Origin of the sequence: Acidovorax sp. KKS102 (assembly GCF_000302535.1) — a bacterium.
Lineage (GTDB): Bacteria > Pseudomonadota > Gammaproteobacteria > Burkholderiales > Burkholderiaceae_C > Acidovorax.
This window is the reverse complement of record NC_018708.1, coordinates 948,862-973,867: the sequence shown is the minus strand read 5'-3', so window position 1 is coordinate 973,867 and position 25,006 is coordinate 948,862. Positions and strand designations below refer to the sequence as shown.

The window sequence follows — 25,006 nt, the reverse complement described above, 5'->3', positions numbered from 1 at the left end:
AATCACCAAAATAGGGTCAAAAGTGCCGCTTGCGCTAGTGGAATATGCGCCAGCAGCTATCAAAAAGTGAGTTCTAGTGGGTGTGCAGGCGCTACTGCGCCTGGGCAGCCCATTCGGCCGGTGTGAAGGTCTTCATCGACAGCGCATGCACCTCGTCGGTGTGCATTTTCGCCCCCAGCGTGGCATATACGCGCTGGTGGCGCTGGATGGCGCGCTTGCCCTCGAACTCGGCCGAGACAATGGTCGCGTACCAGTGGCGGCCGTCGCCTTCGAGCGTGATGTGTTCGCAGGCCAGGCCAGCGGTGATGATGTCTTTGAGTTGGTCAGCGGTCATGTCAATTCCGAATCTTGTAGCCCGTGCGCAAGAGGTGCACGGCCAGCGCGCTGACGGCCAGCCAGGCGATGCCCACGATGCCCAGGCTGAGCCAGGGCGGGGTGTCGCTCTGGCCGAAGAAGCCGTAGCGGAAGCCGTCGATCATGTAGAAGAACGGGTTGAGGTGGCTCACGGCCTGCCAGAACGGCGGCAGCGACTGGATCGAATAGAACACGCCCGACAGGAAGGTCATGGGCACGATGATGAAGTTCTGGAACGCGGCCATCTGGTCGAATTTGTCGGCCCAGAGCCCCGCAATCAGCCCCAGCGTGGCCAGCAGCGCCGCGCCCAGCAAGGCAAAGGCCAGAATCCAAAGCGGCGCCGCAAACTCGGGCCGGGCAAACGCCAGCGTGACGATGAACACGCCCAGGCCCACCACCAGCCCGCGCACGATGGACGAGCCCACGTAGGCGCAGAACCAAGCCCAGTGCGACAGCGGCGTGAGCAGCACAAACACCAGGCTGCCCATGATCTTGCTCTGGATGATGCTGGACGAGCTGTTGGCAAAGGCGTTCTGCAGCACGCTCATCATCACGAGGCCCGGCACAAGGAAGGCGGTGTAGCTGATGCGGTCGTAGACCTTCACATGGTCTTCGAGCACATGGCCGAAGATCAAAAGGTACAGCACGGCAGTGAGCACGGGAGCCGCGACGGTCTGGAAGCTGACCTTCCAGAAGCGCAGCACCTCTTTGTAGAACAGAGTCTGCCAGCCGGTCATAGCGCAACGCCCTCCAGTGGGATGTTGGAAGCCGACGTGCCGGACATCACCTGCAGGAACACATCCTCCAGATCGGGCCGGCGAATCTCCATGTCCTGCACCTCGACCCCGGCCACGCGCAACGCAGCCAGGTGGTTTTCGATCTCTGCCGCGTCGTGCGCCGGCAACTGGACGATGCGACCGGTGACCCGCGCCACGGCGGCCAGTGCGGGCGGCAGGGCCGTGTCGGTCTTGAACTGCAGCACGCTGCCCGAGGCGGCCTTGAGCAACTCGCTGGTGCGGTTGAGCGCCACCACCTGCCCCGCCTTGAGCATGGCGATGCGGCCGCAGAGGGCCTCGGCTTCTTCGAGGTAGTGGGTGGTGAGCAGCACGGTGTGCCCCTCTTTGTTCAGGCGGGCGATGAAGTGCCACAGCGTCTGGCGCAGTTCCACATCGACACCGGCCGTGGGTTCATCCAGAACGATGATGGGCGGCTTGTGCACCAGGGCTTGTGCCACCAGCACACGGCGCTTCATGCCGCCCGACAGCTGGCGCATGTTGGCGTTGGCCTTGTCGGCCAGGCCCAGGTTTTCGAGCAGCTCGTCGATCCAGGCGTCGTTGTTCTTCACGCCGAAGTAGCCCGACTGGATGCGCAGCGCCTCGCGCACGTTGAAAAAGGGGTCGAACACCAGCTCTTGCGGCACGATGCCCAGCTTGCGGCGGGCGTCGGCGTACTGGGCCTGCACATCGCTGCCCTGCACCAGTACACGGCCGCTGGTGGCACGCGCCAGGCCTGCGAGGATGCTGATCAGGGTGGTTTTGCCGGCACCATTGGGGCCCAGGAGCCCGAAGAACTCGCCCTCCTCAATGTCCAGGTTGACCTGGTTCAGTGCCTGAAAAGGGCCTTTGGGCGTGGCAAAGGTCTTGGAGATGGCTTGGAAGGAGACTGCGGGCATGAAGCCTTCGATTTTAAGGCCTCAGCCCTCTGCAGGCGGGGCGGCCGCTTCAATGGCCCCTGGCGGGCGCTGTGGGCCCTCAGTTTCATGGCTTGGGTGGGCAAAGCCACCCGGGACCCTGAAAATTATTTCGTATCAAGGTGCGGCGACCAGCAGCGCATCCACCCCATACAACCCAGCCATGCCCGCCAGACCAGCGGGCATGCCTTGCACGGCAAACTGCTTGCCCTCGGACAAGACTTCGCGCCGGCATTCGAGCAGCACAGCGAGGGCCGAGGTATCGAACACCGTCAGCGCATGGGCGTCCACCACCACCGCGCTGTCGCGGTGCACCCGCAGGCCCTGCTTGAGCATGTGCAGGCAGGCGGTAGCTTGGCGGTGGGTGAGTTCGGGAGGCAGCACCAGCATGGCGAGGCGGCCGTCAGCCTTTGGCAGTGCCCGCATTGGTCTTGTTGCGGGTGGCCAGTGTGTCGATCAGGCCTTCAATGCCCTTGGCATTGATCTCCTGCGCGAACTGGCCACGGTAGGTTTCCACCAGCCAGACGCCCAGCACATTCAGGTTGTAAATCTTCCAGCCTGCACCATCGCCAGGAGTCTTTTCGAGGCGATAGTCGAGCTGGATGGGGTCGCCCCGGCCCACGATTTCGGTACGGACCAGCACGTCCTTGTCTTCCGCGGCTGCGCGCAAGGGTTTGACCTGGATGGTCTGGTCGTTGACCTGGGCCAACGCACCGGCATAGGTGCGCACAAGCAGGATCTTGAACTCCTCCTGCAGCCGTTTTTGCTGCTCGGGCGTGGCCTGGCGCCAGCCGGGGCCGACGGCGGCGGCCGTCATGCGGCGGAAGTTGACGTTGGGCATCACCGTTTTATCGACCAACGCAATCACCTTGCTCAGGTCTCCGGCCTGGATGGCCTTGTCGGACTTCACCGTGTTGAGCACATCGGCGGACAGCCGCTTGATCAGCGCATCGGGTGCCTCGTCGGCCGCCAAAGCGGACAGCGGCAGGCTGAACGCGGCACTGGCTGCAATGCAAAGGGCGGCACGGCCCAGGGAACGTCGATTCATCATCTTCTCGGCTTTCATCGGTGCGGGCTTGTGCCCGTCAAATCATTGTGGAGGTGCTGACCCACCAGCATGCGTCGCAGCGGTTGCGGGTTGCAAGCAAGTGCAACAGGGCCAGGCCCAGGGCGGAGCATGGTGCACCGCCCGGCAGGCCATCAGCGGGGAGGCTCTTCCGGCAGTACGCCGTTGCTGGCGCCGCCGTCGTCCTTGCCGTCGGCATTCTGCGCCTCACCGGCATGGCTGCGCACTTGCAGGTACACGTCACGCGTAAAGCTGTACTTGTCCAGAGCAGCGCTGTCGAGCACCGAGCTGGCGCGCAGCAGGTTGGCCCGCGTGTCCACCACGCGCAGGGCATACAACGAATTGCGGGCAGAGACCGGGTCCACGTAGCTCACCACATTGCCCTTCATGTCCACCGGCAGAGCGAACGTGTCGCGGATGGTGGAAGGCCCCAGGATGGGCAGCACCAGATACGGCCCCGTGCCCACGCCCCAGCGCCCCAGGGTCAGGCCAAAGTCCTGCTTGTAGCGGTCAATGCCCAGCTCGCTGGCGATGTCCAGCAAGCCACCCAGGCCCATGAAGGTGTTCACATTGACCCGCATGAAGCTGGACGCAGCGGCTTCGCCGCGCAGCTGCAGCACGTTGTTCACAAAGGACCAGACATCGCCCAGGTTTGCAAAGAAGTTGCTGACCCCTGTGCGCACGGGCGCGGGCGTGACCTCCTTATACGCCGTCGCCACGGGCTTGAGCACCATGGCATCGACCTGTTCATTGAAGTTGGTCATGCTGCGGTTGTAAGACTCCAGCGGGTCGCGGGGGTCAGGGTTGGCCACCGTGGCGCACCCGGTGAGCAGCACGCCCCCCAGCAGCAGCGCCAGGCCTGTCGCCAGGCGGGAAATCGACCACCTGTCACCAGCGATGCTGGCGCGGAATGTAAGAAGTGAATGCATCATTTTTTGCCACCTGTCCCTGCAGGTTTTGCGCCGTCTTCGGCTTTGCTGTAAAGAAATTGTCCGATAAGGTTCTCAAGCACCACTGCCGACTGGGTGGACGTGATCGTGTCGCCCGCCGCCAGGTTTTTTTCGTCGGCACCGGCCTCGATCCCGATGTACTGCTCACCCAGCAGGCCGCTGGTCAGGATCTTGAGGGAGCTGTCCTTGGGGAAGGCGTAGCGGTCTTCCATGGCCAGCGTGACACGCGCCTGGAAGGTCTTGTCGTCAAAAGTGATGGACTCCACGCGCCCCACCACCACTCCGGCGCTGCGCACTGCTGCCTGGGGCTTGAGGCCACCGATGTTGTCGAACTTGGCAGTGATGCGGTAGCCCGAATGGAATTGCAGGCTCAGCAGATTGGCCGACTGCAGCGCCAGAAACACCAGTGCCACCGCGCCCAGCATCACGAAGAGCCCTACCCACAGATCGTTTTTGGAACGTTGCATACCTTTGATTCCTAGAACTGCCAGCACCGCCAGCGTCAGATACTGAACATCAGCGCAGTGAGCACGAAGTCCAGTGCCAGCACCGCCAAAGACGCCATGACCACGGTGCGCGTGGTGGCGCGCGACACCCCTTCGGGGGTGGGTTTGGCGGCGTAGCCCTGCAGCAGCGCCACAAAAGTTACCGTGAAGCCAAAGACCACACTTTTGAGCACGCCGTTGCCCAGGTCCTTCCAGACATCCACCCCGCCCTGCATCTGGCTCCAGAACGCGCCGGGGTCGATGCCGATCATGAGCACCCCGACGATCCAGCCGCCGATGATGCCCACCGCACTGAACACCGCCGCCAGCAGCGGCATGGTGATCACACCGGCCCAGAATCGTGGAGCCAGGATGCGCTGCACCGGGTCCACCGCCATCATCTCCATGGCGCTGAGCTGCTCACCCGCGCGCATCAGGCCGATTTCGGCCGTGAGCGACGTGCCCGCGCGTCCCGCAAACAACAGCGCCGTGACCACAGGCCCCAGCTCGCGCACCAGGCTCAAGGCCACCAGCAGGCCCAGCGCCTCGGACGAGCCGTACCGCTGCAGCGTGTAGTAGCCCTGCAAGCCCAGCACAAACCCGACGAACAGGCCCGACACGGCGATGATGGCCAACGAATAGTTGCCCAGAAAATGCACTTGGTCGCGCACCAGCGCGGGCCGCAGAAACGTGGCACCCAGCAACCGTACCAGCCGTCCGAACAGGCATGCGCCCATGCCGATATCGGCCAGCTTGTGGCGCACCGCAAAGCCAACGTCGGAGGGCTTGTACCAGCTCACAGCGCACGCCCTCCCACTGGTCCAAAATCTTCCGCCACGGCAGGGCCGGGGTAATGGAACGGCACAGGCCCTGCAGGCAGGGCATTCACAAACTGGTGCACCAGCGGATCGCGGCTGGCAAGCACCTCTTCGGGCGTGCCTTGGGCTGCCACCACGCCTTCCCCCAGGATGATCACGTGGTCCGCCAGGCGGAAGGTCTCTTCCAGGTCATGCGACACGACGATGCTGGTGAGCCCCATGGCGTCGTTGAGCTGGCGAATCAGCTGCGCCGCCGTGCCCAGTGAAATCGGGTCCAGGCCCGCAAAGGGCTCGTCGTACATGACCAGCTCCGGGTCCAGCACGATCGCACGGGCCAGCGCCACACGGCGCGCCATGCCGCCCGAGATCTGGCTGGGCATCAGGTCACGGGCTCCACGCAGACCCACCGCGTGCAGCTTCATCAGCACGACATCGCGAATCAGGTCTTCGGACAAATCGGTGTGCTCACGCAGCGGAAACGCCACGTTCTCGAACACGCTGACGTCGGTAAACAGCGCCCCGAACTGGAACAGCATGCCCATGCGCCGGCGCGCGGCGTACAAAGCCTGCACGTCCATGCGCCCGACGTCCTGGCCGTTGACCAGCACCTGGCCGCTCTGGGCCTTGTGCTGCCCTCCGATCAAGCGCAGCACGGTGGTTTTGCCCCCCCCCGATGCCCCCATCAGCGCCGTGACCTTGCCGCGCGGAACCGCCAGCGTCACGTCGCGCAGGATCACGCGGTCACCGTACGAAAAGGTGACGTTGCGCAACTCGGCAAGAAAGGAGGACTCAGCCATGCAATAAGGAGTGATCGGAATTCGGGCCTGCCAAAACACCACCCGCCCCCGAAAAACGGAGCGCAGATGGTAGCTGAAGACACAAACATACATTCACGTATGTTTGTAAAGAAAAGCACAACAGGCAGAGCCCCACCCCGTGGGACCGAGGCAAGCCCGGATTGACAGACCCCCTGATTGTGCCAACAAAGCCTCCAGAAGGCTGACGCCCGGTCATTGCCACAGCTTGAAGCCAAGCCCCACCAATACAAACGGCGCCCGAAGGCGCCGTGACCGTGAGGGCGCGCAATGCGCAGGATCAGCGTGGCAGGTCCGAGTAACCCATGAGGAACTCGTCCACTGCGCGCGCAGCCTGGCGGCCTTCGCGGATGGCCCAGACCACCAGAGACTGGCCGCGACGGATGTCGCCGGCCGCAAAGACCTTGGGCACGTTGGTGGCGTAGCCACCGTCAAAGTCCGTCGTGGCGCGGGCATTGCCGCGGGCGTCCTTCTCCACGCCAAACGCGTCCAGCACTGGGGCCACCGGGCTCACGAAGCCCATGGCCAGCAGCACCAGGTCGGCCTGGTAGTGCTTCTCGGTGCCGGGGATTTCGACCAGCTTGCCGTCCTTGAACTCGACCTGCACGGTGGTCAGGCCCTTGACCTTGCCCTTTTCGCCGACGAACTCCTTGGTGGAGATCGCAAACTCACGCACGCAGCCTTCTTCGTGGCTGGAGCTGGTGCGCAGCTTCAGTGGCCAGTAAGGCCAGGTGAGGGGGCGGTTTTCCACTTCGGGGGGCTGGGGCATCACCTCGAACTGGGTGACGCTGGCCGCACCATGGCGGTTGCTGGTGCCCACGCAGTCGCTGCCGGTGTCGCCGCCACCGATCACAATGACATGCTTACCCGTCGCCGTGATCTGACCCTTGAGCTTGTCGCCCGCGTTGACCTTGTTCTGCTGGGGCAGGAACTCCATGGCGAAGTGAATGCCATCGAGCTCGCGGCCGGGCACGGGCAGGTCGCGCGATTGCTCGGCGCCACCGGTCAGCAGCACGGCGTCGAACTCCTTGTTCAGCTGCTCGGGCGTAATGGTTTCCTTGGCCCAGTTGGTGACCTTGGAGTCCTTGCCCAGACCGTCCTTGGCAGCGCCCACGAACACGCTGGTGCGGATGACTACGCCTTCGGCTTCGAGCTGCTTCACGCGGCGGTCAATGTGCGACTTCTCCATCTTGAAGTCGGGGATGCCGTAGCGCAGCAGGCCGCCCACGCGGTCGTTCTTTTCAAACAGCGTGACGCTGTGGCCTGCGCGGGCCAGTTGCTGGGCAGCGGCCAGGCCTGCGGGGCCAGAGCCCACCACGGCAACCTTCTTGCCCGTTTGGTGCTTGGCGGGACGGGGCTTCACCCAGCCCTCTTCCCAGGCGCGGTCGATGATCGCGTGCTCGATGGACTTGATGCCCACGGCGTCGTCGTTCACATTCAGCACGCAGGCCGCCTCGCAAGGCGCGGGGCAGATGCGGCCGGTGAACTCGGGGAAGTTGTTGGTGCTATGCAGCACCTCGATCGCGCTCTTCCAGTCCGCGTGGTACACGAGGTCGTTGAAGTCCGGAATGATGTTGTTCACCGGGCACCCGTTGTTGCAGAACGGCGTGCCGCAGTCCATGCAGCGCGCGCCTTGCACCTTGGCCTGGCTCTCGTCGAGGCCGATGACAAATTCCTTGTAATGCTTCAGGCGCTCGGGCACGGGCTTGTAGCCCTCTTCGATGCGCTCGTATTCCATGAAGCCGGTAGTTTTTCCCATGACGATGTCCTTGTCTATGAATGCTGTGCGAAGGGGGATGGCGCCGCCTTACTTGGCGGGAGCCACTTCTTTTTTGGTAGCAGCTACCGCTGGTGTAGCGGACTCCTCCAGCACTTTTCGTTCATAAATTTCAGCCAAAGCACGCTTGTACTCAGTCGGGAAGACCTTGACGAACTTGCTGCGCGAAGCGGCCCAGTTGTCCAGCAGTTCGCGGGCTCGCTTGCTGCCTGTCCAGCGGTTGTGGTCTTCCAGCAGCTTCTTGAGCTGGGCCTCGTCCGTCTGGCCGTTATGCCAGATCGAGCGGGGCACCGTGGCTTCCTGCTCGGTGGCGGGCAGGATGCGCTCCAGCGTCACCATCGACAGGTTGCAGCGCGTGTCGAACTGGCCATCTTCGTCATAGACGTAAGCCACGCCGCCGCTCATACCGGCCGCGAAGTTCCGGCCTGTCTTGCCGAGCACGACGACGGTACCGCCGGTCATGTACTCGCAGCCATGGTCGCCTGTGCCTTCAACAACAGCCGTGGCACCCGACAGACGCACGGCAAAGCGCTCGCCAGCCACGCCGCTGAAGAAGGCCTCACCGGTGGTGGCACCGTACATCACGGTGTTGCCCACGATGGTGTTGCGCACCGCCTCGCCCCGGAAGTCGATGCTGGGGCGCACGATCACGCGGCCGCCCGACAGGCCCTTGCCGGTGTAGTCGTTGGCATCGCCAATCAGGTACAGCGTGATGCCGCGCGTCAGGAATGCACCGAACGACTGGCCGCCCGTGCCTTCCAGCTGGATGCGGATGGTGTCGTCTGGCAGGCCCTCGGGGTGCACACGGGTGACCGCGCCGGACAGCATCGCGCCGACCGAACGGTTTACGTTGCGCGCCACTTCAATGAACTGCACGCGCTCGCCCTTTTCGATGGCGGGCTTGCTGCGCTCGATGAGCTTGCGGTCCAGCGTGTGCTCGATGTTGTGGTCCTGCACGTCCACGTGGAAGCGGGGCACGTCGGCGGGCACGTTGGGCTGAGCGAACAGGCGGCTGAAGTCCAGGCCGCGTGCCTTCCAGTGTTCCAGGCCCTGGCGCATGTCGAGCAGGTCGGTGCGGCCGATCAGGTCGTCGAACTTGCGGATGCCCAACTGGGCCATGATCTGGCGCACTTCTTCCGCGATGAAGAAGAAGTAGTTGACCACGTGCTCAGGCTTGCCCGAGAACTTCTTGCGCAGCTCGGGGTCTTGCGTGGCCACGCCCACGGGGCAAGTGTTCAGGTGGCACTTGCGCATCATGATGCAGCCCTCGACCACCAGCGGAGCGGTGGCGAAGCCGAATTCGTCCGCGCCCAGCAGCGCGCCGATGGCGACGTCACGGCCCGTCTTCATCTGGCCGTCGGCCTGCACGCGGATGCGGCCGCGCAGGCGGTTCAGCACCAGGGTCTGCTGGGTTTCAGCCAGGCCGATTTCCCACGGGCCGCCCGCGTGCTTGATGGACGACCAAGGCGATGCGCCCGTGCCGCCGTCATGGCCGGCGATCACGACGTGGTCGCTCTTGCACTTGGCCACGCCTGCGGCGATGGTGCCCACGCCCACTTCGGACACCAGCTTGACGCTGATACCGGCATGGGGTGCCACGTTCTTCAGGTCGTGGATCAGCTGGGCCAAGTCCTCGATGGAGTAGATGTCGTGGTGTGGTGGGGGCGAAATCAGGCCCACACCCGGCACGCTGTGGCGCAGCTTGCCGATGTAGTTGGAGACCTTGCCGCCGGGCAGCTGACCACCTTCGCCGGGCTTGGCGCCCTGGGCCATCTTGATCTGGATCTGATCGGCCGACGAGAGGTATTCCGCCGTCACACCAAAGCGGCCGGAAGCCACTTGCTTGATACGGCTGCGCAGCGAGTCGCCGTCTTGCAAAGGCAGATCGACCTCCACGTTCTCGGCACCGATCACGCTCTTGAGGCTGTCGCCCTTCTTGATCGGGATGCCCTTGAGTTCGTTGCGGTAACGCGCGGCGTCTTCACCACCTTCGCCTGTGTTGCTCTTGCCGCCGATGCGGTTCATGGCCACGGCCAGAGTGGCGTGCGCCTCGGTGGAGATGGAGCCGAGCGACATGGCGCCCGTAGCAAAGCGCTTGACGATTTCCTTGGCAGGCTCGACTTCGTCGATCGAGATCGCCTTGGACGGGTCGATCTTGAATTCGAACAGGCCGCGCAGCGTCATGTGGCGCTTGCTCTGATCGTTGATGATCTGGGCGTATTCCTTGTACGTGTTCCAGTTGTTGGCACGCGTGCTGTGCTGCAGCTTGGCAATGGCGTCAGGGGTCCACATGTGGTCTTCACCACGGGCGCGCCAGGCGTATTCGCCTCCGGCATCCAGCATGGTTTCGAGCACGGGGTCATCACCAAATGCGGCCTTGTGCATGCGGATGGCTTCTTCAGCGATCTCGAACACGCCGATGCCTTCCACGCGGCTGGCGGTGCCGGTGAAGTACTTGGCCACGGTCTCGGTGTTCAGGCCGATGGCCTCGAACAACTGGGCGCCGCAGTAGCTCATGTAGGTGCTCACGCCCATCTTGGACATGATCTTGGACAGGCCCTTGCCGATGGCCTTGACATAGTTGTAGATGGCCTTGTCGGCCGACAGATCGCCGCCCAGGTCCTTGTGCATCTCGGCCAACGTTTCCATGGCCAGGTAGGGGTGTACAGCCTCGGCGCCATAGCCGGCCAGCACGGCGAAGTGGTGCACTTCGCGTGCAGTGCCGGTTTCGACCACCAGGCCTGCCGTGGTGCGCAGACCTGCGCCCACCAGGTGTTGGTGGATGGCCGACAGCGCGAGCAGCGCGGGGATAGCGACTTGCGTGGCGCTCACGGCGCGGTCGCTGATGATGAGGATGTTGGCACCGCCCTTGATGGCGTCCACAGCCTGCGCGCACAGCGAGGCCAGCTTGGCTTCCACGCCCTCACGGCCCCAGCTCAGCGGGTAGGTGATGTCGATGGTCGCACTCTTGAACTTGCCTTGCGTGTACTTCTCGATGTCGCGCAGCTTGGCCATGTCGGCGAAGTCAAGCACAGGCTGGCTCACTTCGAGCCGCATCGGCGGGTTGACCTGGTTGATGTCCAGCAGGTTGGGCTTGGGGCCGATGAAGCTGTTGAGCGACATCACGATGGCCTCGCGGATCGGGTCGATCGGCGGGTTGGTCACCTGGGCGAACAGCTGCTTGAAGTAGTTGTACAGCGGCTTGTTCTTGCCCGAGAGCACGGCCAGCGGGCTGTCGTTGCCCATCGAGCCAATGCCTTCTTCGCCGTTCTTGGCCATGGGCGCCATCAGGAACTTGATGTCTTCCTGGGTGTAGCCAAAGGCCTGCTGGCGGTCCAGCAGGGGCAGATCAGCGGCATGGGGAGCTGCAGCCTGGGCACCAGCCTCGATGCTGTCGAGCTTGATGCGCAGGTTTTCGATCCACTGCTTGTAGGGCTTGGTGTTGACGATGTTGGCTTTCAACTCGTCGTCGTCGATCATGCGGCCCTGTTCCAAGTCGATCAGGAACATCTTGCCGGGCTGCAGGCGCCACTTACGCACGATCTTGTTCTCGGGCACGGGCAGCACGCCCGATTCGGAACCCATGATGACCAGATCGTCGTCGGTGATGCAGTAGCGCGAGGGGCGCAGGCCGTTGCGGTCCAGCGTGGCGCCGATCTGGCGGCCGTCGGTGAACACGATAGAGGCCGGGCCGTCCCAAGGCTCCAGCATGGCGGCGTGGTACTCATAGAAGGCGCGACGGCGCTCGTCCATGGTGGTGTGCTGCTCCCAGGGCTCTGGGATCATCATCATCACGGCCTGGCTGATGGGGTAGCCGGCCATGGTCAGCAGTTCTAGGCAGTTGTCGAACGTAGCAGTGTCGGACTGGTCGGCAAAGCTGATCGGGTAGAGCTTTTGCAGGTCGGCCGCCAGCACGGGCGATGCCATCACGCCTTCGCGGGCCTTCATCCAGTTGTAGTTGCCCTTGACGGTGTTGATTTCACCGTTGTGCGCCACATAGCGGTAGGGGTGGGCCAGCGGCCACTCGGGGAAGGTGTTGGTGGAGAAACGCTGGTGCACGAGGCCGATGGCCGAGACGCAGCGCTCGTCCGACAGATCCTTGTAGTACACGCCCACCTGGTCGGCCAGCAGCAGGCCCTTGTAGACCACGGTGCGGCTGGACATGGACGGAACGTAGTATTCCTTGCTGTGCTTGAGTTTGAGGGCCTGGATGTTGGCACTGGCCGTCTTGCGGATCACGTACAGCTTGCGCTCCAGCGCGTCCTGCACGATCACGTCGTTGCCGCGACCGATGAAGACTTGGCGCAGGATGGGCTCCTTCTTGCGCACAGTGGGGGACATGGGCATGTCCACGTTCACCGGCACATCACGCCAGCCCAGCAGCACCTGGCCTTCGGCCTTGATGGCGCGCTCCATCTCCTGCTCACAAGCCAAGCGAGAAGCGTGCTCCTTGGGCAGGAAGATCATGCCCACGCCGTACTCACCGGCCGCTGGCAAGGTCACGCCTTGCTTGGCCATTTCTTCCCGGTACAGCGCGTCAGGGATCTGGATCAGGATGCCAGCGCCGTCGCCCATCAGCGGGTCGGCACCCACCGCGCCACGGTGGTCGATGTTTTCCAGAATCTTCAGGGCCTGCGTCACGATGTCGTGGCGCTTGATGCCCTTGATGTGGGCCACAAACCCGAGGCCGCAGGCGTCGTGTTCGTTACCCGATGAATACAAACCGTGTTGTTGCAGATGCTGGATCTCGGCAGCCGTGGTCATGGCGCACTCCTCATATTTTTCGCAGGGGAGCCGAGATTAGTGCATTGCAGCATATTTTGGCAAGCAAATTAAATGGGGTCGGATTCTTATTTATAGAAAGCCATTCACGGCAGGGCAATTATTGGGGACATATCAAAATGATAGCATTCAAGGTATATTAGACCGGCACATCAACCTTCTTTATCCATTTTTTTGACACTTCGCGGCCTGCCAGGCGCCCCCCGGGTCACACGGCGCGGCGTTTGCTGCTGAAGCCCCTCCAGGAACTCCGCATCACCCAATGCCCACCCGCTGAGTGCCGAATCGGTCAGTGATGTTTGCATCGCCGCCCCCAAACCAGCCTGAACCAGCGCTGCGTACGCCGCCTCCCGCGCAAACGGGGTATTGCCCAAAGCCCAGTACAGCGCATGTGGTGCCAACCACCGGTCGTTTCGCAAGCCCACCCAATGCGCATGGCTGGACCAGGCGTAGTCCGCAGGTTGCTGCACCAACCCGGCCCGCACAGGGTTGAGATCCAGATACACCATGCATGCCAGCAAATACCGTTCCGGCTGCAATACGGTGGACCGGTATCGTCCCTCCCAGAGGGTGCCCGTACGGGCGTGTCGGCGGTTGAAATACTGCACATACCGCCGGCCCACCGCCTGCATCATCCGGGGCAGGCCGTCTTGCGTCGTCGGAGTAACGAGCAAGTGGAAATGGTTGTCCATCAGCACATAGGCATGAACCGCCACTGTCTCTTTGGCTGCGCCGTCTTTCAACAGCGTCAGCAGTGCCTCGAAATCTTCAGCGCCGTGGAAGATGGGTTGGCGGTTGTTACCCCTCAGGATGACGTGGTGCAGATGACCTGGCAGGGTCAGTCGTGGCAGGCGAGCCATGGTTTTGAGTCAGAGATAGGATGCCCGCGATCATAGACCTGTCCCTTATTTGAATGGGATGTGGCAACACACAGCATCCACACTTGCCCAAGGAAAGCACCCGCCTGCTGCAGAACCGGGCTGGCTCGCTGTGTGGGCGCTGTCAGATGGAGGCTGGGTTGCTTTCCAGACCTGTCACCGCATCCACGCCAAAGCGTGCTCCCATGGCTTGCTCCAAACCAAATTCGGCAAGGAGCGCCCGCAACCGCTCGGCCGCACTGCGCTTTTTCTGGCCGGTGTAACGCGCAATGATGAGTTCATTTTTCATGCTGTGCTCCCAGCCTACCAACTCGGTCACAGTGACCTGGTAGCCGCTGGCCTCCAGGTACAGGCAGCGCAGCACATTGGTCACTTGGCTGCCCAGTTCGCGGGTATGCAGCGGGTGGCGCCACAGCTCCGCCAGGGGAGTACGCGCCAGCTGCAAGGCCTTACCTTGGCGCAGGCAGGCCGCCATTTCGGCTTGGCAGCAAGGCACCAGAACCATAGCCCGGGCCTTCTTTTGCAACCCAAATGCGATGGCGTCGTCAGTAGCGGTGTCGCAAGCGTGCAATGCGGTGACCACATCAATCTGGTCGGGCAACTCCCGGGCATCGGCGGATTCAGCCACCGAGAGGTTGAGGAACGACATGCGCTCAAACCCCAGCCGCTGCGCCAGCACACGCGATTTTTCGACAAGTTCTGCGCGGGTTTCCACACCAAAGATGCGGCCTAGCCCGGCGGACTTGAAATACAGGTCGTACAGGATGAACCCAAGGTAGGACTTGCCCGCCCCGTGGTCGGCCAGCGTGGCACCCGGCCCCGACTGGCCAAAGTCCTTGAGCAGGGGTTCGATGAAGTTGAAGAGGTGGTACACCTGCTTGAGCTTGCGGCGCGAGTCCTGGTTGAGGCGCCCTTCCCGCGTCAAGATGTGCAGTTCCTTGAGTAACTCGATCGACTGCCCTGGGCGCAGCTCGGACAGTTCGTCGGCCACGCCAGCGCTCTGACTGGTCGCCCGGGAGGCTTTGCGCGTCATGGGCGCTCCTCAACCGGGGTTATTGGCACGACTGCCCGTGTGGCGCCGACACCCAGCGCGTCCCAGCCTTCACTACCCAAGTCCTGCAGTACCTGGATGTTGCGCTCGTAGATGGTCTCAGCATCCGGGAACGCTTCCACGGCACGGTCGATGCTGGCCTCGCGCAGCAGATGCAGCGTGGGATAAGGGGCCCGGTTGGTGGCGTTGGTCACATCAGCGGCCGTGGTGCCAGCAAACTGAAAGTGCGGATGAAAGCTGGCAATCTGTAGAACGCCTTCAAGATCCAGATCCTGGAGCAGGTCGTCCGCGTCGGCAAGGAAGTCGTTGAAATCCAGAAAGTCCTCCAGGCAGCCCAGCAGGATCAGCAGCGTGGTGTCGCGCTCATCGGCGTCGCACTGCGCAAGCGCCGTGAGTTCGCTACGCAAAATTTCGCGCACCGCCGCATGGTCCGCCGCGTGCGAAACCACATAGTGAATCTGCCGTTTGACATGCACGCCTTTGGCAAACGGGCACAAGTTAAGTCCGATTACGGCGCGCTCAAGCCAGCGCACTGTATCGCCGATGACAAGCGCGTCGGTCATGGGCGGCGTGGCTGCAATCGCAGCACGCGAGGAGGAGTCTGGTGTCATGGAGTGGGCGCGACAAGCGGTGGTTGCGCGCAAAAAGGGCTGCTCGATTCTATCGGGGCCCACCATCCTGGCGGGTGGCCTCGTGTCTGCACGCGCAAGGACGCAGGCAAACAGCCAGCCTTTCAGGCGCGCACTCGCTGCTTAAGCGCTCCGATCCGACCCCACACACTCTGAGCCGTCGGTTGCCAATGCCTCACGCCAGCCATGCTGCCCCTACGACCTCAGTCAAACAGCCGCCGCCCGGTCAGGCGCTGGTGCTCGCTTGTTGCGAATCGGTCCGTCATGCCTGCAATGAAGTCGGCCACCGCGCGGGCACGCAGAGGCCCATTGTCTGCAAGGGCCTGCTGCGCAAAGGCCTCCTTCATTTCGGCAGGCGACGCCGAATAGGCGGCAAACAAGTCGCGCACCACCTCCTGCGCGCGTGCAGTGGTTTCCATCACGCGCGGATGCCGGTAAAGATTCTCGAAAAGAAAGCGCTTGAGGTCCAGCGAACCTGCACGCATGGCCTCACTGAACCTCACCAGCGGCGGCAGCTGCCGCACCGTATCCACATCCGGCGGCGCATGGTGGACCAGCGCGGTAACGGTGGCGTCAATCACGTCATACACCTGGGCACTCAGCATCCGGCGGATCGCTTCGAAAAGCAGCCGGCGCTTGCGCGGCGTCTGTGCCAGCTCGGGGTACTCGGCCTGCACAGCGGCGCGGTAGCGGTCGAACAACGGCACTTCCCGCAACTGCGCCAGGGTGATCAGCCCCGAACGGACCCCGTCATCAATGTCATGGGCGTTGTAGGCAATTTCGTCGGCCAGATTGCACAACTGCGCTTCCAGGCTGGGCTGCTGACGCAGGATGAACCGCGCTCCCACCCCGTCCGGCTCCAGGGCCTCGAGCGCCTGCGCGTGTACCCGGGAGCAGTGCTTAAGCACCCCCTCCCGCGTCTCGAACGTCAGGTTCAGGCCGTCATATTGGGGATAGCGCTCCTCCAGCTGGTCGACCACCCGCAGGCTCTGGAGGTTGTGCTCAAAGCCGCCGTATGCAGCCATGCAGCCGTGCAAGGCATCCTGCCCCGCATGCCCAAATGGCGTATGCCCCAGGTCATGGGCCAGCGAGATGGCCTCCACCAGATCTTCGTTGATGGAGAGCGAGCGGGCAATGGATCGGCCCAGCTGGGCCACCTCGAGAGAATGCGTCAGCCGCGTACGGAAAAGATCTCCTTCGTGGTTGAGGAATACCTGGGTCTTGTACACCAGCCGGCGGAACGCCGTCGAATGCACAATCCTGTCGCGGTCACGCTGGTAGTCAGTACGGGTTGGAGCAGGTATTTCCGGAAAACGCCGCCCCCGCGTCCGCGCAGGATCACAGGCGTAAGGCGCAAGAACCGACTTATGCATAAAAATGGCCGAAGGTGCTAGTCCAGCGGTCATATCTAGCTATAAAATAAGTAGCAACCAAAGCGCCCTCAGGCGCAGCAGGCATCAATCACTTCGCGCACCAACGTATCCGGGGCGGGCCGCGTGACCGCCTTGCCCGGCCCATCGATCAGCACAAAGCGGATCTCCCCGGCCTCGGACTTCTTGTCCACCCGCATCAGCTCCAGATACCGCCCCGCATTGTCGGCCGCATCCAGGACAGGGCCCTTGACAGGCAAACCCGCCCGCTCGATCAACGTCCGCAAGCGCTCCACAAACGCAGGCTCCACCAAGCCCAGGCGGCAAGACAGCTCGGCCGCCATCACCATGCCCGCCGCCACGCCTTCACCGTGCAGCCAGACTCCGTAGCCTATCCCCGCCTCAATCGCGTGGCCGAAGGTGTGGCCAAAGTTGAGAATGGCCCGCAGCCCGGACTCCTTCTCGTCCTGCCCCACCACCCAGGCCTTGATCTCGCAACTGCGGCGCACCGCATGCGCCAGCGCATCGCGATCATGGGCCAGCAGAGGCTCCATGTTCCCCTCCAGCCACTCCATGAAAGCCATGTCTGCAATCGGACCATACTTGATCACCTCTGCCAGGCCAGAACTGAACTCGCGCGGGGGCAACGTATCCAGCACCTCAAGATCGCACACCACCAGCCTGGGCTGGTAGAACGCACCAATCATGTTCTTGCCCAGCGGATGGTTGATGGCCGTCTTCCCGCCCACCGATGAATCCACCTGCGCGAGCAGCGTGGTGGGAACCTGGACAAACTGCACGCCGCGCATATAGCTTGCCGCGGCAAACCCGGTCATGTCACCCACTACGCCGCCACCCAGGGCAAACAGAACTGTTTTGCGGTCACAGCCGTTGGAAAGCAACGCATCGAAGATGAGATTGAGCGTTTCCCACGTTTTGTACTCTTCGCCGTCGGGGAGCACGACCACGTGCAACCTGTCGTATTTTTGCTCGAGTGCTGAGCGGAGTGCGTCTGTATAGAGCGGTCCCACCGCGCTGTTGGTGACGATCATTGCAGCATGGGACTTGGGCAACGAATCAAAAGCCGAGTTCCCTCTCAACAAACTGGCGTCGATCAAAATAGGATAAGACCGCTCATCCAGCGATATCTGAACGCTCTCCAAAATAAACCCTTTCAAAACAAACAGATCTCCGCATAAATGAAATTTATGCAGCAGTAAATTTTTCTCAGATAACAGTTACAAGAATTTTCAAATCGGTTACTTACCCACACTTGACTTCACGCTGTAACCCACTCATCGCTTAACACCTCTTCAAATTTTTGCAATTTCAAGCACACCAACGACAAAAAATGAAAAATACACCCAACCAGATTAATTCACACAATGAATAAAATAACAGGGTGCCCCTCCGAAAGAGGCACCCTGCATTTGAACGGTCAGGTTTTAGTTGCTAGTAGAACAGGCGAGTTCAGAGGTGGTCACCCCATACGGAGAGATCAAAAATGATCCATTATCCTCATCACCCTCAATAAAGCCAGTGAAGAACGTACGCTCCACAGTACCTTCTGAGCCTGCGACGGTCGTGGTCACCTTCACGCGGTATTCCAACCAGGTCGCCACATTTTGGGGATACTCAATCTGGATAGTCGCGCGCCCATTAGTGCCAGTTACCCGAGATCCCACATAGGAAACGACGATATCGGCCTTGCGAGGGGTGAGGGCACCATCACCATTTTTGTCTTCACCCGCATCAAGGAGACCATTTCTGTTCGAATCTTCATTCGGACAGAAGACTTGAGGCTCTTCAGCAAATTTGCCTTTGCCATAAGCGACCAAATCTACACTGGCCGAGATACTTGCTTCCGAAACGGCCAGTCCCGCTGCATCGGCCACAGCAACATCAAACTTCTTGATGTACGTAAGGTTATTCGCACCCTTGGACATTTCGTTGTTGGAGCCCAAGGTGATCGACAACGGAACTGTCGCGACCGTCAAAGTTGCCGTGCGGGAGTAAGGGCAAGCGCCATTGGCAATTTCGGCATCCGTGTTGCCGTAGCACGCGCGAATCACTACGCCATTGGTTGGGCTGGAACGTGTTCCAGATACATAATCAGCGTTTGCGATGCCATTCACGTCGGTGTAGACCGTACCAGTCCCGGACGTAATTAGCTCTCCCGCGCCAAGGCCAGGCCCCACGATTTCGAAACGGACTCGTACATTGCGGATTGCTTGATTGGAAGCATTTTGAAAGAGTGCCTTGATGCCCGCTCTACTGGTTGTAGAACCTGCACTATTGGGGGCAATCGTATTTGGAGTAATAGAAAGACTGGCAGCGCTAATAGTACCCACGGCATCGGGCACACCGCCCGTCGCGCCGACCACCTGAACATCTCTCTTTTCAGTGACACCAGAAGAAGTGACCTCCAGAGTGTAATTGCCGGGCTGAGTCGGGGCAGCTACCAATTCAGCTGTTGCCACGCCACTCGCATCTGTCTTTACCGTACCTGAGAAACCCAGTGTTCCTGCAAGTGCCACGTCCATATTTGCGATACCGGCCCCGTTCACGTTAGTGACTTTGACCGACACTGACACTTTGGCACCAGGTGCTGGAACACCCGGAACGGTCGAGACCGTAATCTGGCTGCCAGTCACCGAAATCACGCCCGACTTCGATTTTCCATCAGAGGTCACTACAAAGTTGATTGTGCGGTTGCGCCTGTCACTACCAGTAGCGAACGAACCAGTCACTTGCCCGGTAGCGTCCGTCGTGGTGCTCACAGGGGTGTAGATTCCGCTGTCTACAGACACCGTTACGGCAGCGCCGGTCACGGGGTTGTTGCTGGCATCCAAGGCAGTCACGGTCAACAATGCACTATCTGCGCCGGAGTTGGTCAGAACGCTTTTGTCAATCTGATAGTCGATTGCCGCCACCGACTTACCTGGTACTACAACACCAGAAGAGCCTGGCGTTGTGCCCGAGCTCCCTCCTCCGCCGCCGCAGGCTACCAACGAAAGCAGCACAGCGACCGCAGCGATTTTCCCTATGAGTTTCATTATTTATACCTCTGTCATTAACGAATTGGCCCACGCTCTGTAATCACCTTTGGCGTGATGAAAACCAGCATTTCGCGCTTTGACGACTCTTTTGTCCTATTTTTGAACAAATTACCAACCACCGGCACATCACCCAGCACAGGAATTTTGTTTTCTTGGTTCGTCTCTTCCATTTCGAAAATTCCGCCGATCACCACGGTTCCACCATTTTCGATGAGAATCTGGGTTTTAATGTGTTTGGTGTCGATAGCCACACCTTGAGTTGTGGTCTCTCCCCGACTGTCCTTATTGACATCCAAGTCAAGAATAATGCTACCCTCAGGCGTGATTTGGGGAGTGACTTCCAATTTCAATACCGCCTTCTTAAATGCCAGGGTTGTGGCTCCGTTCGGCGCAGTAACCGAATAAGGATACTCCGTACCCTGCTCAATCAAAGCTTTAGTCTGATCGGCAGTAATTATTCGCGGACTCGATACAATCCTACCTTTACCATCGGCCTCCATAGCCGAAAGCTCTAGAGTCAAAAATCGGTTTGCAGCAGAATTAAAAATAGAAAGTGCAAAACTTCCAACAGTATTGACATTAGACAGGCTTGCCGGCAAATTCACGAAGTTGCCATCGGTGGCGGTTGAGCCACCCGCGCCGCTGGATGCCACTGCGTTGTTATAGCTAGTGCCGAACGCCACACGATTATTGCCGCCAATGCCGTAACCACCATCACCACCGCGATTCGCACGCAAATCAGTACCACCCAAGCGCACTCCCAATGAACGCCCAAAGGTGTCTCGTGCCTCGACAATACGGGCTTCAATCAAAACTTGTCGCACCGCCACGTCAAGGCTTGCCAATAGTTGCCGCACCTCTTCAATCTTGCCGGGAGTATCCGTTACAAATAACTGATTCGTACGTGGTTCAGATATTGCACTTCCCCGCTCAGATAAAAACCGCGTGCCCCCCCCCCGCCAGAACCGCCACCACTTAGTGTGAGTTGATTAACGATGTCCGCTGCCTTTGCATAATTGAGTTGGAAAGCCTGCGTTTTAAGCGGCTCCAACTTTTGAATCGCCTGTGCCGCCTCGAAATCCTTCTTCGTGCGTGCATCTATTTCATCTTTGGGAGCAATCCAAAGAACCGACCCGGTCTTGCGCATACCAAGGCCTTTTGCATCCATTATTATTTGTAGCGCCTGGTCCCACGGCACATCTTTAAGTCGCAGCGTCAAGGCGCCCGTCACAGTATCAGATGTAACAATATTGAAATTTGTAAAATCAGCGATTACCTGCAATAATGATCTTACTTCGATGTTCTGAAAATTCAAGGAAAGCTTTTCACCAGAATATCCCACCCCCTGCGTCAGCTTATTGACATCTATCTTTTTTTGGCGAATTTCAATAACAAACTGATTATCGCTTTGATATGCACTGTGTTCCCAATCACCATTCGACTCAATTAACATCCGAACCCGCTCACCTGCTTGACTTGTAGTTACCGATTGAATCGGAGTACCAAAATCCGTAACATCCAAACGACGGCGCAATCCTTCAGGTAATGATGAGCGCATGAACTCAACAACAACACCTTTCGCTTGCTGCTGCAAATCAACACCGATCTGATTAGTAGCCAAGCCGACGATCACCCTACCTGCACCATCGGGTCCACGGCGAAAATCGATATCTTTAAGTGGCAAAGTGTTTGAATTGCGGCTTTCGGAGAAAGCCACAGGGGCGCCCGACGACGAAGAAACATTCGTTACATTCTCCAGCGTCAATAAAACTGAATTATCTTGAATTCTAGTTTTATAGGCCGCAGGCGATTTCAAATTCAACACAATGCGTGATCGCTCTCCAGCCTGGACGATGTTTACCGATTTCAAATTACCGAGATTTACCTCATAGACTGATTTACCAGAAGAATTTTCAACCCCTTGAAAGTCAAGCGCAATACGAGCTGGCGACTGGATTGAAAAGCTGGCAGGGATCTCCGCGAGTGGATTCGTAAAATCAATTTTTAACGTTTCCACACCTTCCTGCACGCTAGCAGTAACCAAACTGATCGCTTGCCCCGCAAAAGCGCCAAAGGATGCAACAAACATTGAAACGCCTACAACAGCGCTCCGGCAATGATTTAATAAGTCGCCACGATTTTGTTTCATTTTTTGCCCTCTTGCAGATCAAGCGATGCTGAACGCTCTACCCAATCCCCAGTTGCATCTTGCGCAATTTCGCGCAATTGGATCGCATTTTCAGTAATTTGAACAATTCTTCCGTAATTTTGACCTAAATAATTTCCAACTTTCACTTGATAAATTAAATTATCAACCCTGATCAGTGCGGTCGGAGCGCCTGCCTTATTCAAGCTACCGACCATTGCGATCGCGTCTAGCGGAAAAGCCTCCAAGGGTTCTTTGCGGCGGTTCATTTCAGGAGCGATCAACGCAGCATTGGAGGCTACTTGATTTGAATCGCGTTTCAATGTCTGCGTTAACTTAAATTGATTAAATGGATCAATTACACCATCTTGAGTGTAAGATTCTGGAAAAAACTTTTTGGGCTCCGTTAAGGGCTGAACGTTGGGTTTCGTATTAGCCCTTTGCTCTGCCATCCAAACCCTCAACTCCTCCTCTCCCGATGAATCACAACCGGAAAAAACTAGCACACATAAGGCGAGGATTATCCAAAAATTAATCTTCATTATTTCCCCCCCCCAGCCTTTTTCTGCGCCTGTATTTCATCAGGATCCAGATATCTAAAGGTTCTCGCGGTTGCATCCATTATTAGCACATCCCGAGGACCTGGAGTAATTGCCATATTGCTTAACGTAACGATACGCGACAGATGCGCAATATCAGAAGCAAATGCACCAATATCGTGATATTTACCAGTTACTCGTATAGATATGGGCAACTCGGCGTAATAATCCTTCACAACAACCTGCCCAGGGCGAAAAAGTTCAAACTGCAAACTCCGCCCCAACCCCGATTGGTTGATATCAGAAAGCAGTGCCGCCATCTCTGCTTTACTAGGCAATTGCTTTTCAAGCTGCATAACGTATTGCTGAATTTGCTCGCGTTGCTTCTTTAAAGCATCCAAACTGATGGCTTTTACAAGCTTCTTCTGATAATCAGTACGCAACGCTAGTTCTTTACTGCGCTCTGCTTCCAGCTGAACTTCGTAGTCCTGCAAAAAGGCAAACCATGCAACGATGGCAATCGCAACAGCGATAAAGATGCAAAGAAGAACCTTCGGCAAGACAGGCCAGCCCGATGGATCTTTTGCATCCAAATTTTTAAATTGTCGCTGAACAGCTTCCAGATGCTCAGTTATGCCGATTGGTTTGTCTTTTATCTTCGCCATATCATTTACCTTTTGGAGGCGAGGCTGTACCGTTTGCCGCCTCTATGGCTTTTTGAGCATCGCTAGCTCGGACCAGCTGGAATCTCAAGTTGAATGAAGAAACCCGCCGCTGATCCCTTTGACTCAAAGCCAAGGTACTTGCCGTAATCTCCGCCAGCTCCGGCTTAGCAAGCCATGGAGTATTGTTGGCCAAATTGCGCAGCAACTCAGAGACGCGCTCATTAGATTGAGCTAGCCCTTGCATAGTAATCGTCTGCCCAACCTGCTTGATTGCCGTGACGTATACACCTTCAGGCAATTGCTTAACCATTTCAGTAAGCAAGTGAACAGGCAAGTTACGATCTGACTGGAGGTCCTCTACTGCCTTCTGACGAGCACGTAAGGAGGCAATCTCGTCCTCTATAGATGCAATCTCTTTAATTTGTCCTTCCAGCACCTTGATCTCTTGCTGGAGAAAAGCATTTTGATTTTGCTGATCCGCGATCATGATTTGAAACCACCAGTAGATAGCTCCAGCAATAGCGAGACCCAACAAAAACGACGCAAACATCGTCGCTTGGAATGCCTCCTTGCGACGCTTACGCGCCTCCTCACGATGAGGTAATAGATTGATGAGAATCACTGCAGAAACCTCCGCATAGCAAGACCGCAAGAGGTCAGGTAGGACGGCGCTTCACGCACCATTTTTTTCAGTCGCACGGAACTTCCGATTTCCATGCCATCAAAAGGATTGACAGCACTACATGCAAAACCGGTTTGCTGAGTGACTGCCTCTGTAAGACCTGGCAGTGGGGCCGAGCCTCCGGCCAGCATGATGTGGTCGACACGGTTGTGCGGCGTGCTGGTGAAGAAGAACTGCAGGGCGCGACCAATCTCTTGGGCCATGCTGTCAACAAAAGGACGAAGGACCGCTGATTGATAGTCTTCTGGCAAATCACCACTGCGCTTTTTGCTCTCGGCTTCTTCCACCGAGAAACCATATTGACGAACAATCAACTGAGTAAGCTGGGCGCCGCCAAAGGCTTGGTCACGGTCATACAGAACCTCTTCGTTCCGGATCACCTGCATGCTGGTCGTCAGAGCTCCCACCTCGAAAAGGGCCACCATCGCATCCACGCCTTTATTAGGCAGCGCTTCAATGAGGCGCCCAGCAGCCAGTCGTGATGCATGGGATTCAATATCGACCACCACGGGCTTCAAGCCAGCGGCCTCCGCCAAACCCTGCCGGTCTTGGACTTTTTCACGCCGGGACGCGGCAATCAGAACGTCAACATCCCCTGGGGCGTTTTTGCTGGGACCGATAACGCAAAAATCCAAGCTCACCTCGTCGAGCGAAAACGGGATGTACTGGTTGGCCTCGGATTCCACCTGAACCTCAAGCTCCTGCTCGGTCATACCGCCTGGCAGCGTGATCTTCTTGGTGATCACTGCGGAAGGGGGCAGCGCGAGCGCCACGTTTTTGGTTCGAGTGCCGCTCTTCTTGACCAAGCGACGCAATGCGTCCGCCACTTCGTCAAACTTTTCGATGTTGCCATCGGTGATCCAGCCCCGCTCCAGTGGCTCGATCGCGCAACGCTCTAGGACCAGACTACCTGCCTTATCGCGCCCCAACTCCACCAGCTTGACACTGGAAGAGCTGATGTCGATTCCCAGCAGCGGAGCAGACTGGCGATTGAACAAAGACCCCATTGAGATCAAGATTGGTCCCCTGTAGCTTGCCAAAATGAGGCAACAAAACTTAACACTTCACATGAATGCTATCAGTAAGATAGTTCTCCAGCAAAGATTTTTCCCCCTGTAACGTCCAAAGAGCGTTGCCAAAAGCAGACGAAATTTCTAGGCACTGCAATACCGCTCGGCCACCACGGGAAACCTTTCGGCGGCACCTTGCCAAGTACGAAATTGGATTTCGAGCCCCAGCGGTGGACATTT

Annotated in this window: 21 protein-coding genes and 1 pseudogene; all 22 read right to left on the bottom strand. The window is 59.0% G+C overall.

Annotated features, from left to right (window positions below):
• Positions 1–91: 91 nt before the first annotated feature.
• Entirely contained in the window at positions 92–334 is a 243-nt protein-coding gene (locus C380_RS04335; protein WP_015012677.1) for a BolA family protein, read from the bottom strand.
• A gap of 1 nt (position 335) precedes the next feature.
• The gene (locus C380_RS04330) at positions 336–1,091 is read right to left on the bottom strand and encodes an ABC transporter permease (protein ID WP_015012676.1); all 756 of its coding nucleotides are present in this window, start codon (positions 1,089–1,091) and stop codon (positions 336–338) included.
• A complete protein-coding gene (locus tag C380_RS04325; protein ID WP_015012675.1) occupies positions 1,088–2,026 on the bottom strand; it encodes an ABC transporter ATP-binding protein in 939 nt (312 codons plus the stop codon). The genes C380_RS04330 and C380_RS04325 overlap by 4 nt, the downstream gene beginning before the upstream one ends.
• 135 nt (positions 2,027–2,161) lie before the next feature.
• Positions 2,162–2,434 (bottom strand): STAS domain-containing protein, encoded by a 273-nt coding sequence (locus C380_RS04320; RefSeq protein WP_043566042.1) that lies wholly within the window; start codon positions 2,432–2,434, stop codon positions 2,162–2,164.
• A gap of 13 nt (positions 2,435–2,447) precedes the next feature.
• Positions 2,448–3,095: a phospholipid-binding protein MlaC gene (locus C380_RS04315; protein ID WP_043566040.1), complete on the bottom strand. Its 648-nt coding sequence runs from the start codon at positions 3,093–3,095 to the stop codon at positions 2,448–2,450.
• A gap of 149 nt (positions 3,096–3,244) precedes the next feature.
• Positions 3,245–4,042, bottom strand: coding sequence for a VacJ family lipoprotein (locus C380_RS04310; protein WP_015012672.1), 798 nt, complete (start codon positions 4,040–4,042; stop codon positions 3,245–3,247).
• Positions 4,039–4,527, bottom strand: coding sequence for an outer membrane lipid asymmetry maintenance protein MlaD (gene mlaD / locus C380_RS04305; RefSeq protein WP_015012671.1), 489 nt, complete (start codon positions 4,525–4,527; stop codon positions 4,039–4,041). Before mlaD ends, C380_RS04310 begins: the two co-directional genes overlap by 4 nt.
• A gap of 35 nt (positions 4,528–4,562) precedes the next feature.
• Positions 4,563–5,345 carry a lipid asymmetry maintenance ABC transporter permease subunit MlaE gene (gene mlaE, locus C380_RS04300; protein WP_015012670.1) on the bottom strand — a complete coding sequence of 261 codons (783 nt, stop codon included), beginning with the start codon at positions 5,343–5,345 and terminating at the stop codon, positions 4,563–4,565.
• On the bottom strand, positions 5,342–6,160 hold the full coding sequence (locus C380_RS04295) for an ABC transporter ATP-binding protein (RefSeq protein ID WP_043565133.1): 819 nt from the start codon (positions 6,158–6,160) through the stop codon (positions 5,342–5,344). Before C380_RS04295 ends, mlaE begins: the two co-directional genes overlap by 4 nt.
• Positions 6,161–6,458: 298 nt before the next feature.
• On the bottom strand, positions 6,459–7,937 hold the full coding sequence (locus C380_RS04290) for a glutamate synthase subunit beta (RefSeq protein ID WP_015012668.1): 1,479 nt from the start codon (positions 7,935–7,937) through the stop codon (positions 6,459–6,461).
• A 48-nt stretch (positions 7,938–7,985) separates the two neighbouring features.
• On the bottom strand, positions 7,986–12,719 hold the full coding sequence (locus tag C380_RS04285; protein ID WP_015012667.1) for a glutamate synthase-related protein: 4,734 nt from the start codon (positions 12,717–12,719) through the stop codon (positions 7,986–7,988).
• Positions 12,720–12,889: 170 nt separating this feature from the next.
• On the bottom strand, positions 12,890–13,597 hold the full coding sequence (locus C380_RS04280) for a transposase (RefSeq protein ID WP_015012666.1): 708 nt from the start codon (positions 13,595–13,597) through the stop codon (positions 12,890–12,892).
• 142 nt (positions 13,598–13,739) lie between these two features.
• The gene (locus C380_RS04275; RefSeq protein WP_015012665.1) at positions 13,740–14,648 is read right to left on the bottom strand and encodes an SAM-dependent methyltransferase; all 909 of its coding nucleotides are present in this window, start codon (positions 14,646–14,648) and stop codon (positions 13,740–13,742) included.
• Positions 14,645–15,229: a DUF1415 domain-containing protein gene (locus C380_RS04270; RefSeq protein ID WP_015012664.1), complete on the bottom strand. Its 585-nt coding sequence runs from the start codon at positions 15,227–15,229 to the stop codon at positions 14,645–14,647. The genes C380_RS04275 and C380_RS04270 overlap by 4 nt, the downstream gene beginning before the upstream one ends.
• Before the next feature lie 269 nt (positions 15,230–15,498).
• Positions 15,499–16,668 carry a deoxyguanosinetriphosphate triphosphohydrolase gene (locus C380_RS04265; protein ID WP_043565131.1) on the bottom strand — a complete coding sequence of 390 codons (1,170 nt, stop codon included), beginning with the start codon at positions 16,666–16,668 and terminating at the stop codon, positions 15,499–15,501.
• Positions 16,669–16,736: 68 nt separating this feature from the next.
• On the bottom strand, positions 16,737–17,828 hold the full coding sequence (gene aroB / locus C380_RS04260; RefSeq protein ID WP_015012662.1) for a 3-dehydroquinate synthase: 1,092 nt from the start codon (positions 17,826–17,828) through the stop codon (positions 16,737–16,739).
• Between the two features lie 282 nt (positions 17,829–18,110).
• Positions 18,111–19,721 carry an Ig-like domain-containing protein gene (locus tag C380_RS24245; RefSeq protein ID WP_083871578.1) on the bottom strand — a complete coding sequence of 537 codons (1,611 nt, stop codon included), beginning with the start codon at positions 19,719–19,721 and terminating at the stop codon, positions 18,111–18,113.
• A gap of 17 nt (positions 19,722–19,738) precedes the next feature.
• Positions 19,739–21,873, bottom strand: a pseudogene (gene pilQ, locus C380_RS04255) (type IV pilus secretin PilQ).
• Positions 21,870–22,412, bottom strand: coding sequence for a pilus assembly protein PilP (locus tag C380_RS24240; protein ID WP_015012661.1), 543 nt, complete (start codon positions 22,410–22,412; stop codon positions 21,870–21,872). Before C380_RS24240 ends, pilQ begins: the two are co-directional and overlap by 4 nt.
• Positions 22,412–23,074 carry a type 4a pilus biogenesis protein PilO gene (locus tag C380_RS04250; protein ID WP_015012660.1) on the bottom strand — a complete coding sequence of 221 codons (663 nt, stop codon included), beginning with the start codon at positions 23,072–23,074 and terminating at the stop codon, positions 22,412–22,414. The genes C380_RS24240 and C380_RS04250 overlap by 1 nt, the downstream gene beginning before the upstream one ends.
• Position 23,075: 1 nt before the next feature.
• Complete coding sequence (locus C380_RS04245) at positions 23,076–23,696, bottom strand: PilN domain-containing protein (protein WP_015012659.1); 621 nt, start codon at positions 23,694–23,696, stop codon at positions 23,076–23,078.
• Positions 23,693–24,772 (bottom strand): pilus assembly protein PilM, encoded by a 1,080-nt coding sequence (locus C380_RS04240; RefSeq protein WP_015012658.1) that lies wholly within the window; start codon positions 24,770–24,772, stop codon positions 23,693–23,695. Before C380_RS04240 ends, C380_RS04245 begins: the two co-directional genes overlap by 4 nt.
• Positions 24,773–25,006 lie beyond the last annotated feature (234 nt).